A 16,220-nucleotide genomic window follows, 5' to 3' on the forward strand; every position below is an offset into this window, starting at 1 on the left:
CAAATCTCACAGCTTTGTCATTGGTTATTTGGCTTAATATTTAAGAGACTCGGCGGTTTCAACCGCGTCTACACAAACAAAACCCGGATGGTGCGCGGGTTGAATAACGGGCGGTTTCAACCGCCGTCTTATCTTCTTCCTTCTTCCTTCTTCCCTCTTCCTTCTTCCTTCTTCCTTCTCAATCATTGCGAGTCAAACCCTGAAGGCTAACTTGCAGAATCGACAAACCCAAAATCATCAAAAATAACACTAGGGCGATCGTACAAGCATAACCAATTTCCAAATCCTTAAAAGCACGTTCGTAAAGATAATAAACAACAGTCTTAGAACTATTGCGAGGGCCGCCCTGAGTCATGATATAAACTTCTTCAAAAACCTTAGTAGCAGAAATCGCCGAAATCACCGCTACCAAAACTAAATAAGGCTTCATCAGTGGCACAGTAATATCCCAGTGTTTCCGCAAACCTTCCGAACCATCAATCGCAGCCGCTTCGTAAAGTTCTGCCGGAATAGATTGCAGCCCAGCCAAATAAATTACCATGTAATAACCCAAGCCTTTCCAGATAGTAACTGCCATCACGCTAAAGAGTACCACCTTCGGGTTGGCAAGCCAAGAAACCGGAGGTAAACCCAACAATTCCCCGAACTGATTCAGCAATCCAGTCTCAGCAAACAGCCACTTCCAAGCAATCCCGGCGACCACCATCGAAATCACCGCAGGCGTGTAGTATGCTGCGCGGAACCAGTTCATCCCCCGCAGCTTTTGATTGCACAAAATGGCCATTCCCAGCGGTAGAACAACCAATATAGGCACTACACAGATCAGATACAGCAGCGTATTGGTCAAAGTTTGCCAAAAAGTGCGATCGCGCCACAGGCGATCGAAATTCTTCAAACCTACCCACTGCGGCATTTGAGTTAAATCGTATTCGTAATTAGTAAAACTCAAATAAAAAGCTTGCACCGCCGGCCACAAAACCGTTAAAGTCAAAATAAACAAAGCCGGAAACAAAAACAAATAAGGCGTCGAATATCGTCGGAAGAAATTTAGATACATAATAATCTGTAATTAGTAGATAAGACGGCGGTTGAAACCGCGCCTACACAAACGATGTCCGCCTCCGCGGACGGTCGAAAACAATGTAATTGCATTCGCCGTATTATCTGATTCTTCAACCCGCGGAGGCGGGTTTTGTCTGTGTAGACGCGAATTCAATTCGCCGTCTTCAATTCGCCGTCTTCAATTCGCCGTCTCTTCAACCGCCGTCTTATCTTATTTCAACCCAGAAAACAAACCCTCCCAATCTCCCGAAGAACGAGAATTTTCCCCCTCTTTTACCTCAAATGTCACCTTACAAGCCTGCGGTTCTTCCAAAGCTTGTACGCACAACTCTGCAATATCTTCCCGGCTAACTTTACCCCGAATATTGTCTCCTTGCTCGAATATCAAAGCTTTGCCGCCCGCTTCTTCAGTCAAAGCACAAGGTCTGACAACAGTATAAGGTATGCCGCTCGATCGCACGCAATCCTCCCCTTTCAACTTCCAAGTCAAAATTCCCCCCAACATATCATTCATTCTGACAGCCGGCGGTTCCTCCTCCAAATTAAGTCCAGGGCGGCCAGGGCGCGTAACTCCAGCCGAACTCACCATCACAAATCGCGGCAAAGTCTGCCCGCCATCAGCTTTAATAGATTCTAATTGCAGTTGAAAAACGCCCGGTGTAAATCTCGGATTCAGCCCGCCATCATATTCAAACTTGCTCAGCATTAATTGAAAGGAATAAATACTGCTGGGATCGAATTTCGAGCCATCTTTCACAGTTTTCGCCCGGAATACTGGAATCAACTTATCGAAGGGAACGATGACAGTAATCCAGGTATTGTAAACAGTATCAAACGAATAGCAATAACCAATTCCATCCCATTTTGCCTCGCTACGCACAATTAATTTGTAGCGCTTACCGTCCCCTTTGACCCGCAGCAAGAGGCCGCTAAATCCTGCGAGATTGAGGGGAGAATCGAAGTTTCTGGTGCGGACGGAAGCAAAGCCGCCGGAGTTGGCGGTGGAAACATTGCCCGTGAATATAGCTGTATTGTCTGTAAGGACGATCGAACTTTCGCTAGTGCCGCCCATCACAACATCGTCCAGAGCTCCCCAAGTTTCCTTTAAATCTTGGGTAGGTTTTGTGAAGTCGAAAATGATTTTTTCGCCTGCTTTAATTAGCTGGCTGCGAACAGCTTGCACTAAATTATTCAGACCTTTATATTCCACAATTTCGGGAACATCCACAACTTCCGGCATATAAAACTTGATGCCTTGATAGTATTTTTCCCTGGTTGGAGTGTCTCCTTCTACTGGTTGAACTTTGGTGCCGGTGCAGCAGATAACTGCATCTATGCCCTCGGTTACTAAGGGCGTTAGCGTCTCGGCGACAGTGATATCTCCTTCGACTAATTCAACATTTTTGCCCAGAATTTCTGTTGCTCTTTTGGTATCTCTGACGAGACAGCGTACTTGATATCCCCGCTGTTGCAATCGCTTGACAACTCGCTTTCCCACGCCACCGGTGGCACCGGCTACGAGTACGAGTTTGGGTTGGTCTTTTTTCTGGTTGCTGCTGCTTCCGAACAGTTGTTGCAGCCAGCTAATGCTGCCAATGAAGGGAATAACGCCGAAATAAGCCAAGGTTTTGACAAATCTGCCGGCATCCCATTGGGCGGTATTTTTTTCTGTCACAGTCGCTTCCTCAGAATGGGATCAAATCTACTTAGCTGCTTTTGTATTTTAATCGAATTTTCGATTTGTGGATTTGGGCTATGAGCGCACTTTTTTTCATTTGACAATGGGTTTCCGATGAATTTGGCTTAAGGGAATCTCAATAATCAACTCGGTTCCCTCTCCGGGGGCAGAAATGCAGATCAATTTTCCGCCGTGTTGTTCCACCACAATTTCGTGGGATATGGCCAAACCTATCCCCGCACCTTTTCCCACCAGTTTTGTGCTAAAAAACGGCTCAAATATTTTCTGGCGAACTGTTTCTTCCATGCCCCAAGCGTTGTCCTTGATCCGAACTGCTACGGCTTTTTCTCCCGGACAAACTTCAGTCACAATCTGAATTTGTCCGCTCTTGGCTGGCTCTTCTTTGCCCCTGCGGTGCGACGATAAGTGCTTGTTGACAAAGGCATCTTCTAGGCTATCAATTGCATTTGCCAGTACATTCATAAACACTTGGTTTATCTCAACTGCGTAACACTCAACCAAAGGCAGAGAGCCATATTCTTTGATGAGATGAATTGCAGGGCGATCGGGCTTCGGTTTGAGTCGGTTGCTCAGAATCAACAAAGCGCTGTCCAATCCGTCGTGAATGTCAACTGGTTTAATCTCTGCTTCGTCAATTCTAGAGAAATTTCGCAGCGACTGAACTATCTCGCGGATGCGGTTAGCTCCTACTTTCATTGAACCCAACAACTTCGGTAAGTCTTCAACTATAAACTCTACTTCTGCTGCTTCTATTTCTACTTGAATTTCTGACGAAGGCGACGGATAGTGCTGAGCGTAAAGCTGCAATAAATTGATGAGTTTTTCGCTGTATTCGTTGGCATAGGTTAGATTTCCGTAGATGAAGTTAATCGGGTTAGTGACTTCATAGGCTACCGCCGCCACCAACTGTCCCAAACTTGACATTCTTTCACTTTGCACCAACTGAGTTTGCGCGCGCTGAAGCTCTGACATCGCTATTTTTAAATGAGCCGTTTTTTCGCGCTCTCTGGCGATTGATGCTTCTAATGCTGTATTTAATTTATTGAGTTTTTCGGCTTGGCGCAGCACTATATTAATCATTGCTTTTTTAAATTCCAATGCTGCCTCTATTTCGCATTGTTTCCAAGGCAATGATTGGCAACTCACATTTTCTTTCCACAGCTCGAAGGATTTGCGAGGAGACAGTCTGGGGCTGCCATCTTCATCTATTTCAACTTGTTTTTTGGGGTTTCCAGCCCAATTCACGGTCTGAATTACTTCCGGGCGAAACCACAAAACGTATATTTTTTGAATTGGCGATATTGCTACGGCTAAACACCCGCTGACTGTCTCTTTAAATCCCTCAGCTTCTGGATAAAATTTGATCAGCGAGTCTGTATAAAATATTTCTTTTGTGAGGTTTGTTTGCACCCACTTAGTTAAGTATTTGAGAGATTTTCCTTGAGGTGTTTTTCCGACTAGATAGCAATTTTCTCCAAATATTATTGCTGCTCCCTGGGCGTTGACTGCTTCCAGCAAATTGTGCTGGCATTTACCGAACACTTCAGACAAGTTTTCGGCGGTGGATATGTCTTCAAAAATCTTGGTTTGAATGGATTTTAAATAAAGTTTATAGTCGTAGTCTTCGTTTCCTTCTTTTGATTGCAGTTCTAAGGACATTACTTGTCCGATAAATTCGCAGGCGGCGCGCACTTCATAGTTGAGGTATTTTGGTGTATAGTTGTGGCAAGCAATCAATCCCCACAGTTTTTGATCTTTGATTAATGAAATTGACATCGAAGCTGCCACGCCCATATTTTGCAGGTATTCTATGTGAATGGGAGAAACGCTTCTCAATACGCAAAAACTGAGGTCTACAGGTTCGTTGGTAATAGAATTGTTGCCGGATACGAGGGGAACTGGTTGATAGTTAATATCGGGAATCAACCTCAACCAATTTAATGAATACAGTTTTCTTGCTTGTTTGGGAATATCTGTGCTGGGGTAGTTTAATCCTAAGAAAGGAGTCAGGTTTTCTGTTTTGTCTTCGGCGATGACAGCGCCGTTGCCATCGGGATCGAATTGATAGACCATTACTCTATCAAATTTGGAAATTCTTCTGATTTCTTTTACAGTTTGTTGACATAAATCTTTGAGAGTTGTGGCGCTTTGAATTTGGCTGACAGTGGATCTCACTGAATGATAAAAACTAAAAATCGAAAGATTTTCTGTGGTAGTGGATAATTCTAATTCTACCATCAAAAATCCTTCTAATCGGTGGATAATGCAGTCAAATTCTAAAGATTGGCCGGCTTTTTCGACGGACACTTTAATGGGATTGACGGTTTTTAAGTTTTCCTTTTCCAAACAGGCAGTGAATTTTTCGAGCTGAGCGCGATCGAATAATAAGCTCAAATTTTGACCGATCGCACTTTTGGCATCAAAGCCTAACAAATCTTGCGTATTTTCACTGACTTGCAGTATTTCTAGTTCAGGTTCTCGCACCACAAGTAGCACGCCGTGCGGCTGAATATGCCCTGATATGTGAATGGGTTCTCTGTCGCAGTTGGTCAAGTCAACTTCTACGAGTGCTGGGATTGTGATTTGTCGATCCATTGTGTCTATTTCCCGCTGTAAAATTTTGAGAAGGTTCTATCGATTTGAGATTTGAGTTCAAATTTGCTTTTAAATAATCTCATCTGAGAATCAGCGAGTCGAAAATGATTGAGTCGCAAATCAGCCTACCCTTGTGTTGCAGCTCGACTGGCCCCAGCATTCTAGATCTTTTTACGAACTTAGCTCTTCTATTCGATCGCTCCCCAATCTTAATTATTGCAGCAATTGTTGCCATTTTTCAAGTAGTTTTAATAATATTTCACAAAGTTAATATTTGTGGTAAACTTTTGACAGGGAGAAAAAGGAGGAGAGAAATGTGTCTTCAGACCGGCAGACTGACGAAAAGATTAAGTTAAGGTAAGGGTGACAAGATATAAAAGTCAAGTCACGTTAAACTATTTAAGTATATCCAACAGGCCCGACAATTAGACTAATGCTCGACTTCAATACAGTTACTGAGTTTTCCCATACCTACTGCATAGGTATCTGTGCTTTTTTAGTTCCGGCAAACTTGCTGACTACTTTGCTGACAGGGATTTTGACAGGACTAAACCGACCTCGAATGCAGGTTTTGGCATCTGCGGCTGTGGCTGGATTTTGGGCTACAGCAATGTTATTTCACGTTTTTACCTGGTTTGCGATCGGCGTAGTAATGCCTCCGACATATATCTTGTTAGCGATGGCAATCACTTGTCTGGCTATCAATATCTGGGCGGTGGCGCATCCTGACAGCATGATGCAATTAATTAGAGTTGCGGTATCAGCTTTTAGGGAATTTGTGAGAAGAAGGAAGGAAGTTCGGCAACGGATTGTGTAACGGATTTAACGAATTTTAGGAAGTAAAATTTTAGCGATCTAGGATAGAAATTGGTAGCGAGAAACGTGAAAAATATCAGGGATAATATTAGTTTTTACTAAAGTATTCCCTGGTTCCAAATATTAGTTCGGAGTCCTAATTTTATACTGGTTATTCTGGTTCGTGATCGCGACATTCTTCATCTTCGGGGCCGCCCGGATGGATCGTGCAGTTGAGCAGGTGGCCGCCATCGCTTCTGCCATAATAGTAGCGGCATCCGGTGCAAATTGCGGGACGGGCGATCGCACTTCGGTAAACCGGATAATCGGCAGCCAGCAGCGAAAAGTCGCGCTGCGTCTGAACAGTCCCGATCATCGCGCCTGAAAGTTCGACAGCTTGGCGGATGTTTTCGATCCTGGTGTAAGGTGGTAGGTAAATGTCAATATAAAGGCGTATGCCCTCGCCTTCGTACTCGTGGCGGGTAATATTGCCTCCGAGCAAACCGACGTGCGACGTAATGGCGGAGAAAAATTCCGCTGCAAAGGTGCAGTAACCGGAGAAAAGGTGAATGTGTTCGTCGGTTACTGCTCTCAAAGTCAGGCGAGTAGGAATCAGCACTCTCAGGTAAGCATCGAGTTCGTCAAAAACCGGTTCGGCGAGGAAAAGCATCTGGTTTGCGTCTTCGTGGTTGAGTCCAAAACCCTTAGAAACCTTGGACACGAGGGCTGCTAAAATATCAAAAACTTGGGTTAATAGCGATTGTAGTGTGCTATCAATGGCGATCGGACATTCTCTGAGCAGTTTTAAATAATCTTCCAAGCGATGGGCTATGCGCTGAATGCTGCTAAATCCCAGCATAGCTGCTCCCCCTTTAATCGAGTGCGAGGCTCGGATGAGCTGGTTTATGCTTTGGGGAGCTTGCATGGTGTTTTGCAGGCCCTGCAAGCCTTGTTCGATGATTTGAATGTGTTCTGTGGCTTCTTCGAGAAAGTAGCCGATGATGCGCTGTAGTTGTTCTGGCAGCATAATTTTATTCTCCGAAATGCACCCAAATATTATTGGTCATTGGTCATTGGTCATTAGTCATTGGTCATTGGTCATCTTGCCCGCTCGCGAAGTCGAAGGGTGGTCATTAGTCATTGGTCATCAGTCATTAGTCATTGTCATTAGTTATTAGTTATTAGTCAGACATTTGATAGTTTTGATTGGATATTTAAATGACGAGTTATTGGCAGCGTATCAATGGGTGCTTTTGTATGAGTGCGAACGTCCCCGCTCGCTAGATATGTAAACAAGCCAGCGGAGACGCTCGCACTGAAAAACGCTTTTTACATTCATTTATATGCTACCCACTTATTTGTATTTTTTAGATCTAATCTTTTTTATTCTGACTCACGCCAACTGTAGTGGCAAGGCTGAGAATTGTTAACTGTTGACTGTGCTTTTTTTAGCTCCGAGGGTAGCGGTTGCTACGCCAAACAGCAGTATCGCAGCACCTGCGAGTACCGCCGGGGCGGGCACTTCCCGAAACAGCAAATAACCAAAAAAACTCGCCGCTACCGGTTCAAACAAGATGGCAAGAGTTACTATAGTTGGGGAAATTTGCATTACTGCCCAGTTTAAAATGGTGTGGCCGACTAATTGAGGCAAGGCGGCGGTTAACAAAATATAAAAATATACAATGTGCGGATAACCGGTATAACTGATGCCGAAGGCGAGGGGGAGAGGGAGCAGGACGATCGCACTAACAGTATAGGCGATCGCGATATAACCGCCAATTCCCAGTCCTCGCCGCTGAGCTTCCCGCCCCAACAGCAGGTACAAGCTGACAGCCCAGGAACCAGCCAGAGCCAGGAAATCGCCTAGGAGTTTACTGCTACCGGCACTTTCTGCGCCCCCACTCCCCAGGGCGATCGCCATTCCGCCTGCAAGCGCTATAGTAATGCCAGCGATCGACATTTTGCTGAGTTTTTCGCCAAACCAGAAGCGCGACAATAGCGCTATCCAAACGGGAGTTGTGGTGACGAGGGCTGTGGAAGCCGCAATCGAAGTATAAGAAAGTGAGGTAATCCAGAGAGCAAAGTGCAGGGCGAGACACAAACCAGCCGCCGCAGCATAGCGCCGAGCTCCCGGTTGTAAGGCTTTCCACTGAATTTTCTGCCAAGCTGGAAGCAGAATTAAGGAAGACAAACTCAAGCGAGATGCGGCGAGTATCAGACTGAAACCGAGGCCGCCCGCGCCTGCTTCCATGTTCGCCAGCCGAATTAAAATCGAAGAGGTTGAGACTGCCAAAACGCCGATAATTAACAATAGGGCGATCGACCAATTCTGCGGTTGTTTAGGAAAATTCATTTGTTCGAGAATTGGTAAGGGGAAATTGGAAATTGCCGAAAATAAAATTTATATAGCAATTTTCGCACAATTCTGAACTAGACTTATTGCATAAATTTTGGATGAATAGGTCAATCGCAGAGGCAAGGCAGATCAACGCAGATCAACGCAGATGCGTTTCAAGAAGAGCGAGGGAATGAATTCAATTCAACTCTACTGTTGATCTTGCCTTCTCTTCTCCTCTTTTCCTTCGTGTCCTTTGCGTCTTCGCGGTTCGTTTTTAAAAGCCCGCTCGCCAATATTTAAAATTTGTTATATTCAAGACAAACTATTAATATAGAACGCGCCCAAAAATACTTGGCATCTGTTATAGTTTCCATACAGCAGCAAACGAAGCCCCCACTTACAAAGTATAACTATCTATGGCTCCTACAGTTTTGATGACAGGCGCTTCTCAAGGAAGCGGCAAAGCAACGGCACTGTTATTTGCCAGCAAAGGTTACGATGTGGTGATGGTGGCTCGCGAGCCAGAGAGATTGGCAGCAGCAGCGGCTCAGGTGCAGCGTGAAGGCACTTCCGCTGTCCCTATTGCGGGGGATGTAGGCGACATTCAACAAGTGCGGGCGATCGTCCAAAAAGCCCTAGATGTGTGCGGAAACATTGATGTTTTGGTGAATAATGCCGGGATTTGTCTCGCGGGGGCGATCGAGCAAACCACCTCCGAAGATTGGCAGCAATTAATGAATACCAATTTTTGGGGTTGCGTTAACACAATTCAAGAAATTTTGCCACATTTTCTCGATCGCAAAACGGGTACAATCGTCAATGTTGGCTCCATAGGCGGCAAAATGCCCTTGCCTCAAATGACCGCTTATTGCGCCAGCAAATATGCAGTAACCGGTTTAACAGAAAGTTTGCGATTGGAATTAGCGCCCCAAGGTATTCACGTTTGCGCCGTACATCCGGGCTTGATCAACAGCGATTTTTTGGAAGGAGCTCAATTTCGCGATCGAGACGAACCAGCAGTCGAATTGCGCCGCCAACAAATGAGCGAAATGTTGAAATCTGACTGGGCTTCTCAGCCGGAAGATATTGCTAAAGCTATCTGGGATGCTGTCAAGAATCAGCGTGCAGAAGTTACCGTCGGCCCAGCTTTTTTTGCATCGGAAGCCTATCGATTATTCCCCGGTTTGATGCAGTGGGCAATGGCAAAGAGTAATTAGTCATTAGTTATGAGTCATTAGTTTGTAGGGTGTACACTGCGCACCGGTTGACTTTGTAGCTAACTAATCTTAGAGAGCGCTTCGGGGGAAAACTATTGAGTAGGCGATCTTCACATTCAGCCCTCGATCGCACCCTATAATAACTAAAGCCGGTGCACATTGCGCACCCTACACCTACCAATTAAAGCAAAGAACTAGCATTAACCAAACGATCGGTTAAATCCGCAGGTGTCACATTCAACACAGTACCCAATAAAGCATTAGTAACACCGAACCTAATATTAGTAGCTTCCACACGACCGTTGCCATCTGGATCGAGACTTTGCTGCGAGATGCCACCCTTGGCTAACAAACTCGTTCCCCCCGATATAGTTCCTGGATCGAGCAACAGCAGTCTCGGATCGTTTAAGCTATAACTTACCTGTTCAAAAGTGATATTGCTGCTGGTAAAAGCTGCACTAATTCCGATCGAATCACTAGATTTATCAAAATCCACAATTACCGCGTCAGGAACTTCATTCCCAACCAATCTAATTCCCGCTTGATCGACTCGAAAAACAAAGACATCGCTCCCAGCACCACCTTTGTAAATATCCACATCTCTGTCGCCAATTAAAGTATCGTTACCGTCACCGCCAACTAACAAATCAACACCTTGTCCCCCGCGCAGCAAATCATTTCCCGCACCGCCATCAAGGAAATCGCTATTTCTATCCCCTGTCAATAAATCGTCACCAGTTTCTCCCAAAAGATCGTCATCATCTTTGCCGCCATAAAGAGAATCACTGCCGGCGCCGCCTAACAGACTGTCTTTACCATCGTTGCCGAAAATCCGTTCTGCATCTGACGAACCCCTGACAGTATCATTGCCGCCCAGCATCAAAACTCCCCCAGAAAAACTGGCAAGTTGTCCCGGTGCAAGTGTAATATTTTCAGGAGTATTGTCTCCTACCAAACGAGAGATGCCTGAATTATCGGGGGTGAGTACCATAGTTGTAAATTTTGTGTAATGCGATCGTGGATATCTTACAATTATCTCCATCTTGGCACAAGCCGATCGCAAAATCGCAGATTAAAATAAAAGTTAAAAGTTAAGCCAATGCCAATTATCTTAGTTAAAGACTTAAGTAAGGTTTATCCCGTAGCGATTAAGGAACCGGGACTGAAAGGAACTATGCAGCACTTTTTTAAGCGCACTTACCGCAATATCAAAGCAGTTGAGGGCGTTTCTTTCAGTATTGAACCTGGGGAAGTGGTGGGGTTTCTGGGCGCTAACGGTGCGGGAAAAACAACGACGCTGAAAATGCTGACTGGTTTGATTTATCCGTCTGGTGGTACTGTCAGTGTGTGCGATCGTACTCCTTTCCGCCGCGAAGCAGATTTTCTGCAAAGAATCACCCTAGTCATGGGGCAGAAACAGCAGTTAATTTGGGATTTACCCGTGCTCGACTCTCTGCGAATCAATGCCGCAGTCTACGGCATTCCCGATGCAGATTATCGGCAGCGAATCGGAGAATTGACAGAAATGCTGTCACTAGAAGGCAAGTTAAATCAGGCGGTACGAAAGCTGTCTTTGGGGGAACGCATGAAAGCTGAATTAATGGCGGCGCTACTGCACCACCCGGAGGTATTATTTTTAGATGAACCGACTTTAGGTTTGGATATCAACGCACAGTTTAGTGTCAGGCAATTTCTGCGAGAATATAACGAACGCTATCAAGCAACGGTGCTTTTGACAAGTCACTACATGGCTGACATTACTGCTTTGTGCAAGCGCGTTTTGTTAATCCATGAAGGGCAATTAATTTATGATGGCAGTTTGGACGGATTGCTCGACAGGTTTGTACCTTATCGGGAAGTTCAAGTAAAATTAGCTAATCCGCTGGCAAAAGATAGCGCTTTTGGTTACGGCGAGGTAGAATCAATTGAAGGTGATTCAGTGCGGTTTTTGGTAAAAAGAGAGGAGCTAACAGGGAGCGTCTCGAAGATGTTGGCGGAGTTAGAAGTAATAGATTTGACTGTTACTGATCCGCCAATTGAAGAGGTTATCGGTCGAGTTTTTCGCACCGGAAAAGTGTAATTAATGCGAGCGCTTTGGTGAATAAAATTAACCACAATTCTTGTAGGGGCGGGTTCACAAACAATCTGTAATTCACATCCAGAATATAAATAAACCCGCCCCCACCCATCGACAGAATTCGATCGCCGGGAATTCAATGTGCACGATACAAGTATAAATTTACATGATTTGATACGCTCTATGAAAAAAATCATCAGAATTGCTAAAAATTTGCTGATTACCTACTACGCTTATATGGTCGAATACCGGGCGGAATTGCTTTTATGGGTTCTGTCGGGAGCTTTGCCGTTTATCTTGATGGGCGTGTGGATGCAAGCGGCTCAAAATGGGCAATTTGGGCTGAATTCGATCGACTTTGCCCGTTACTTTTTAGCAGCTTTTATCGTCAGACAAACAAATGTTGTATGGGTGATTTGGGAGTTTGAAAAACAGGTAGTGCAAGGGACTTTATCTAATAAGTTGTTGCAGCCTTTAGATCCAGTATGGCATCACTTCGCGTCTCATGTTTCCGAAAGGTTTGCAAGGGTGCCTTTTGTATTCGGATTGGTGCTGCTATTTTTTGCACTTTACCCGCAGGCTTTTTGGCTGCCGAGTTTGGGCAGGTTTTTGTTGTTTGTGTTGGTTCTCGTCTTGGCTTTTTGCTTGCGGTTCCTGATCCAGTATACCTTTGCGCTGTTTGCTTTTTGGATCGAGCGCGCAAGTGCGATCGAACAATTCTGGTTTTTGATTTACCTGTTTTTATCGGGACTTATTGCGCCACTAGAAGTGTTTCCCGCACCCGTGCGCGAAGTAGTTTTGTGGACTCCGTTTCCTTATTTAATTCATTTCCCAGCTTCAATTTTGATAGGATTACCCGTAGATATTGGCCGCGGTTTGTTGGTGATGCTGGGTTGGGGTGCGCTGTTTTTTGTGTGGAATCGCTGGCTGTGGCGGCAGGGTTTAAAGCAGTATTCGGGTATGGGAGCTTAAACAGTTGACAGTTGACAGTTGACAGTTGACAGTTGACAGTTGACAGTTGACAGTTGACAGTTATCAGTCATTGACAGTTGACAGTTGACAGTGGATAATGGATATTTAGGGAACAATATCTGGTGCTATCAACTATCAATTATCAACTGTCAATGACTGATAACTCACCACTAAAAAATAAATCTTTTGCCTTTGCCCTCCGAACGGTTAACCTATATAAATACTTGTCTATCAATAAAAAAGAATATGTATTGTCGAAACAACTACTACGATCTGGAACAGCTATCGGTGCATTAGTTAGAGAAGCCGAACAAGCCGAAAGCAAAGCCGATTTTATTCATAAACTAGCTATTGCCCTCAAAGAAGCCAACGAAACAGAATACTGGATATTGCTACTTCGAGAAACCGATTATCTCACTCCAAAAGAAAGCGAATCAATCTTAAACGACCTAAAATAACTCCTAAAACTACTAACCAGCATCATCAAAACAACCAAACAAAAACTCAATAACAGTTGACAGTGGACAATTGACGATTGACACTGGACAGTGGACAGTGGATATTTAGCGAACAATCTCCGGCACTATCAACTATCAACTGTCAACTGTCAGCAGACATCATGCAAAAATGCGATCGCAATCATTCAAGAATTGCATAAAAATTAATTTTTTGTATCCATACATACAAAAATTTACAAAAAAGTCTTCTATTAATAAAGCCAAGGACTGATAAATGAGATAAAAGAGATTCTAATGACAGCCAAAAAAAACCTGATTGTAATCGGCAATGGCATGGTAGGTCACAAGTTCCTAGAGTTAATGGTAAGCTCGGATGCTGCCAAAGACTGGAATTTAATTACTTTTTGTGAAGAAGCGCGCGTTGCTTACGATCGCGTAAACCTCAGCGGATTTTTCTCTGGCAAAACAGCGGGAGATTTATCTCTAGTTGCACCAGGATTTTATCAAGAAAATGGCATTGAAATTCATATCGGCGACAAAGCAGTCGCTATCAATCGGGAACAAAAAACAGTCACTTCTGCCAATGGTTTAGAGGTTCCCTACGACAAAATTGTAATCGCCACAGGTTCCTATCCATTTGTGCCACCCATCAAAGGCAAAGATGCTACGGGAACTTTTGTTTACCGGACAATTGATGACTTGGAGGCGATGTCAGATCATGCTAAAAATTGCCAAATTGGTGTAGTAATCGGTGGCGGTTTGTTGGGTTTAGAATGCGCGAATGCTCTGCAAAATATGGGATTGAAAACTCATGTAGTTGAGTTTTCGTCGCGGCTGATGCCTGTACAAGTTGATGAGGTTGGTGGCGCGATTCTTCGCAGCAAAATCGAAGAGTTGGGGGTTTCGGTTCACACCAGCAAATCTACAACGGAAGTTGTCAGCGAAAATGGCAAAGTTACTAAGATGCTGTTTGCTGATGGTTCGGAATTGGCAACGGATATGATTGTGTTTTCTGCTGGTATTCGCCCGCGCGATGAAATTGCTAGAACTTCTGGGATAGAAGTAGGAGAACGTGGTGGTATTGTGATTAATGATAGCTGCCAAACTTCTGATTCTGATATTTATGCGATCGGCGAATGTGCACTTTATCAAAATCGCATCTACGGTTTAGTCGCGCCTGGGTACACAATGGCCAGCGTCGCCGCCGATATTTTGGGCAGTGCAGCGGATGACGGCACTAGCACTTTTACTGGTGCGGATATGTCCTCGAAACTTAAACTTTTGGGCGTGGATGTTGCGAGTTTTGGTGATGCTTTTGCCAAGTCTCCTGATGCTAAAGAAATTGTGGTTGCTGACACTTTCCAAGGCATTTACAAAAAATTAGTTTTAAATCAAGACGGTAGCCGGATTTTAGGCGGAATTCTCGTCGGAGATGCTTCTGCTTACGGCACTTTGCTGCAATTCATGCAAAATGAAATTGCTCTCCCGCCGCATCCTGAAGATTTGTTGATGCCGCCGCGCGAAGGGGGATCACCTGCGGGTTTTGGTGTGGAGAGTTTGCCTGATTCGGCTCAAATTTGTTCTTGTAATAATGTCAGCAAGGGGCAGATTTGTGAGGCGATTCGCGATCGCAATTTAACTGATGTTGCCAGCGTCAAGAAATGCACTCAAGCTGGTACTGGTTGCGGCGGCTGCGTGCCTTTGGTGACGGATATCTTTAAGTCCCAGATGAAGAAAGCTGGGTTTGCAGTCAAGAATCACTTCTGCGAACATTTTGAGTATTCCCGTCAAGAATTGTACCATTTGGTGCGCTCTCAAGAGCTGAAAAGCTTTGACGAGACGATCGCACAACACGGCAAAGGGCACGGCTGCGAAATTTGCAAGCCTGCTGTTGCTTCGATGCTGGCTTCTACCTGGAATGACCATATTCTAGAGAAGTCTCACGTCGGTTTGCAAGATACGAATGATTACTATTTGGCAAACATTCAACGCGACGGTACTTATTCGGTGGTGCCGCGTGTACCGGGTGGAGAAATTACGCCGGATAAGTTGATTGTTTTGGGAGAAGTTGCTAAGGATTTTGGGCTTTATACTAAAATTACTGGGGCGCAACGGATCGATTTGTTTGGGGCGCGTGTGGATCAGTTGCCCCTAATTTGGCGCAGGTTGATCGATGCGGGATTTGAGTCGGGACACGCTTATGGCAAGGCTTTGCGGACTGTAAAATCTTGTGTTGGCAGCACTTGGTGCCGCTTTGGGGTGCAGGATTCGACGAGTTTGGCGATCGAGGTTGAATTGCGATATCGCGGTTTGCGAGCTCCTCACAAATTCAAGTCTGCTGTCTCTGGCTGCACTCGCGAATGCGCGGAAGCTCAAAGCAAGGATTTTGGAATTATTGCGACTGAGAATGGTTGGAATTTGTATGTGTGCGGCAATGGTGGGATGAAGCCGCAGCACGCGGTTTTGTTGGCGGCTGATATTGATCAGGAAACTTTGATTAAGTATGTCGATCGCTTTTTGGTCTTCTATCTTCGCACGGCCGATCGCCTGGAACGTACTGCTACATGGTTTAATAAGCTTGAGGGCGGGATTGAATACCTGAAGCAGGTGATAATTGAGGATTCTCTGGGCATTTGTGCTGAGCTAGAAGCGCAGATGGAACATTTGGTTAATACTTATCAATGTGAGTGGAAAACGACGATTGAAGACCCGCAAAAGGTGCAACGATTCCAGCATTTTGTGAATTCCGATTTGCCAGATCCGAGTATTGTTCGTGTTGAGGAACGGGGACAAACTCGCCCTGCTTATGAGCATGAAAAGGCTCTGGCTGGAGTTGCAGAATAACCCAATGTGTGTCAACTTGAGTTCAAACGTATTGTCAGCTTGATTGTTTTAGGCAAAGCCTCCGATCCCCCCTAACCCCCCTTAAAAAGCAGGGTGGATTAATTGTCGAGAAGCCAAATCAAGGCTATGAAGGCTATTGGCGGACATTATGCGAAGGATTTAA

Annotated in this window: 13 protein-coding genes; 6 read left to right on the forward strand and 7 right to left on the reverse strand. The window is 44.9% G+C overall.

The window, feature by feature from the left end; all coding sequences use genetic code 11:
- Positions 1-33: 33 nt before the first annotated feature.
- The 4 genes from QUB52_RS01350 to QUB52_RS01365 all read right to left on the reverse strand — a co-directional run bounded on the left by QUB52_RS01350 (position 34) and on the right by QUB52_RS01365 (position 5,356).
- Positions 34-186 carry a hypothetical protein gene (locus QUB52_RS01350; RefSeq protein WP_332972062.1) on the reverse strand — a complete coding sequence of 51 codons (153 nt, stop codon included), beginning with the start codon at positions 184-186 and terminating at the stop codon, positions 34-36.
- Positions 179-1,057 (reverse strand): carbohydrate ABC transporter permease, encoded by an 879-nt coding sequence (locus tag QUB52_RS01355; RefSeq protein WP_265238995.1) that lies wholly within the window; start codon positions 1,055-1,057, stop codon positions 179-181. Before QUB52_RS01355 ends, QUB52_RS01350 begins: the two co-directional genes overlap by 8 nt.
- A gap of 216 nt (positions 1,058-1,273) precedes the next feature.
- Positions 1,274-2,737, reverse strand: a complete 1,464-nt coding sequence (locus tag QUB52_RS01360) for a CIA30 family protein (RefSeq protein ID WP_332972061.1) — start codon at positions 2,735-2,737, stop codon at positions 1,274-1,276.
- Positions 2,738-2,833: 96 nt separating this feature from the next.
- Positions 2,834-5,356, reverse strand: a complete 2,523-nt coding sequence (locus QUB52_RS01365; protein WP_332972060.1) for an ATP-binding protein — start codon at positions 5,354-5,356, stop codon at positions 2,834-2,836.
- A 433-nt stretch (positions 5,357-5,789) separates the two neighbouring features.
- On the opposite strand from QUB52_RS01365, the gene QUB52_RS01370 reads away from it, so the two are divergent.
- On the forward strand, positions 5,790-6,173 hold the full coding sequence (locus QUB52_RS01370; protein WP_332972059.1) for a hypothetical protein: 384 nt from the start codon (positions 5,790-5,792) through the stop codon (positions 6,171-6,173).
- Positions 6,174-6,323: 150 nt separating this feature from the next.
- On the opposite strand, the gene QUB52_RS01375 is transcribed toward QUB52_RS01370, so the two are convergent.
- Complete coding sequence (locus tag QUB52_RS01375) at positions 6,324-7,178, reverse strand: Hpt domain-containing protein (protein WP_265238999.1); 855 nt, start codon at positions 7,176-7,178, stop codon at positions 6,324-6,326.
- Between the two features lie 399 nt (positions 7,179-7,577).
- Positions 7,578-8,504, reverse strand: coding sequence for a DMT family transporter (locus tag QUB52_RS01380; RefSeq protein WP_265239000.1), 927 nt, complete (start codon positions 8,502-8,504; stop codon positions 7,578-7,580).
- A 401-nt stretch (positions 8,505-8,905) separates the two neighbouring features.
- On the opposite strand from QUB52_RS01380, the gene QUB52_RS01385 reads away from it, so the two are divergent.
- Complete coding sequence (locus QUB52_RS01385) at positions 8,906-9,706, forward strand: SDR family NAD(P)-dependent oxidoreductase (RefSeq protein ID WP_332972058.1); 801 nt, start codon at positions 8,906-8,908, stop codon at positions 9,704-9,706.
- A gap of 181 nt (positions 9,707-9,887) precedes the next feature.
- On the opposite strand, the gene QUB52_RS01390 is transcribed toward QUB52_RS01385, so the two are convergent.
- Positions 9,888-10,697, reverse strand: coding sequence for a calcium-binding protein (locus QUB52_RS01390; protein ID WP_332972057.1), 810 nt, complete (start codon positions 10,695-10,697; stop codon positions 9,888-9,890).
- Positions 10,698-10,805: 108 nt separating this feature from the next.
- Here QUB52_RS01390 and QUB52_RS01395 point away from each other — a divergent pair, with 108 nt between their 5' ends.
- From QUB52_RS01395 to nirB, 4 genes are all read left to right on the forward strand, one after another.
- The gene (locus QUB52_RS01395; RefSeq protein WP_332968395.1) at positions 10,806-11,786 is read left to right on the forward strand and encodes an ABC transporter ATP-binding protein; all 981 of its coding nucleotides are present in this window, start codon (positions 10,806-10,808) and stop codon (positions 11,784-11,786) included.
- A gap of 180 nt (positions 11,787-11,966) precedes the next feature.
- Positions 11,967-12,755 (forward strand): ABC transporter permease, encoded by a 789-nt coding sequence (locus tag QUB52_RS01400; protein WP_332972056.1) that lies wholly within the window; start codon positions 11,967-11,969, stop codon positions 12,753-12,755.
- 152 nt (positions 12,756-12,907) lie between these two features.
- On the forward strand, positions 12,908-13,213 hold the full coding sequence (locus QUB52_RS01405) for a four helix bundle protein (RefSeq protein ID WP_265239005.1): 306 nt from the start codon (positions 12,908-12,910) through the stop codon (positions 13,211-13,213).
- Positions 13,214-13,507: 294 nt separating this feature from the next.
- Entirely contained in the window at positions 13,508-16,057 is a 2,550-nt protein-coding gene (nirB, locus tag QUB52_RS01410; protein WP_332972055.1) for a nitrite reductase large subunit NirB, read from the forward strand.
- The last annotated feature ends 163 nt before the right edge of the window (positions 16,058-16,220 follow it).

It is taken from the genome of Microcoleus sp. A6-C6 (genome assembly GCF_036705955.1).
Classification (GTDB): Bacteria; Cyanobacteriota; Cyanobacteriia; order Cyanobacteriales; family Microcoleaceae; genus Microcoleus.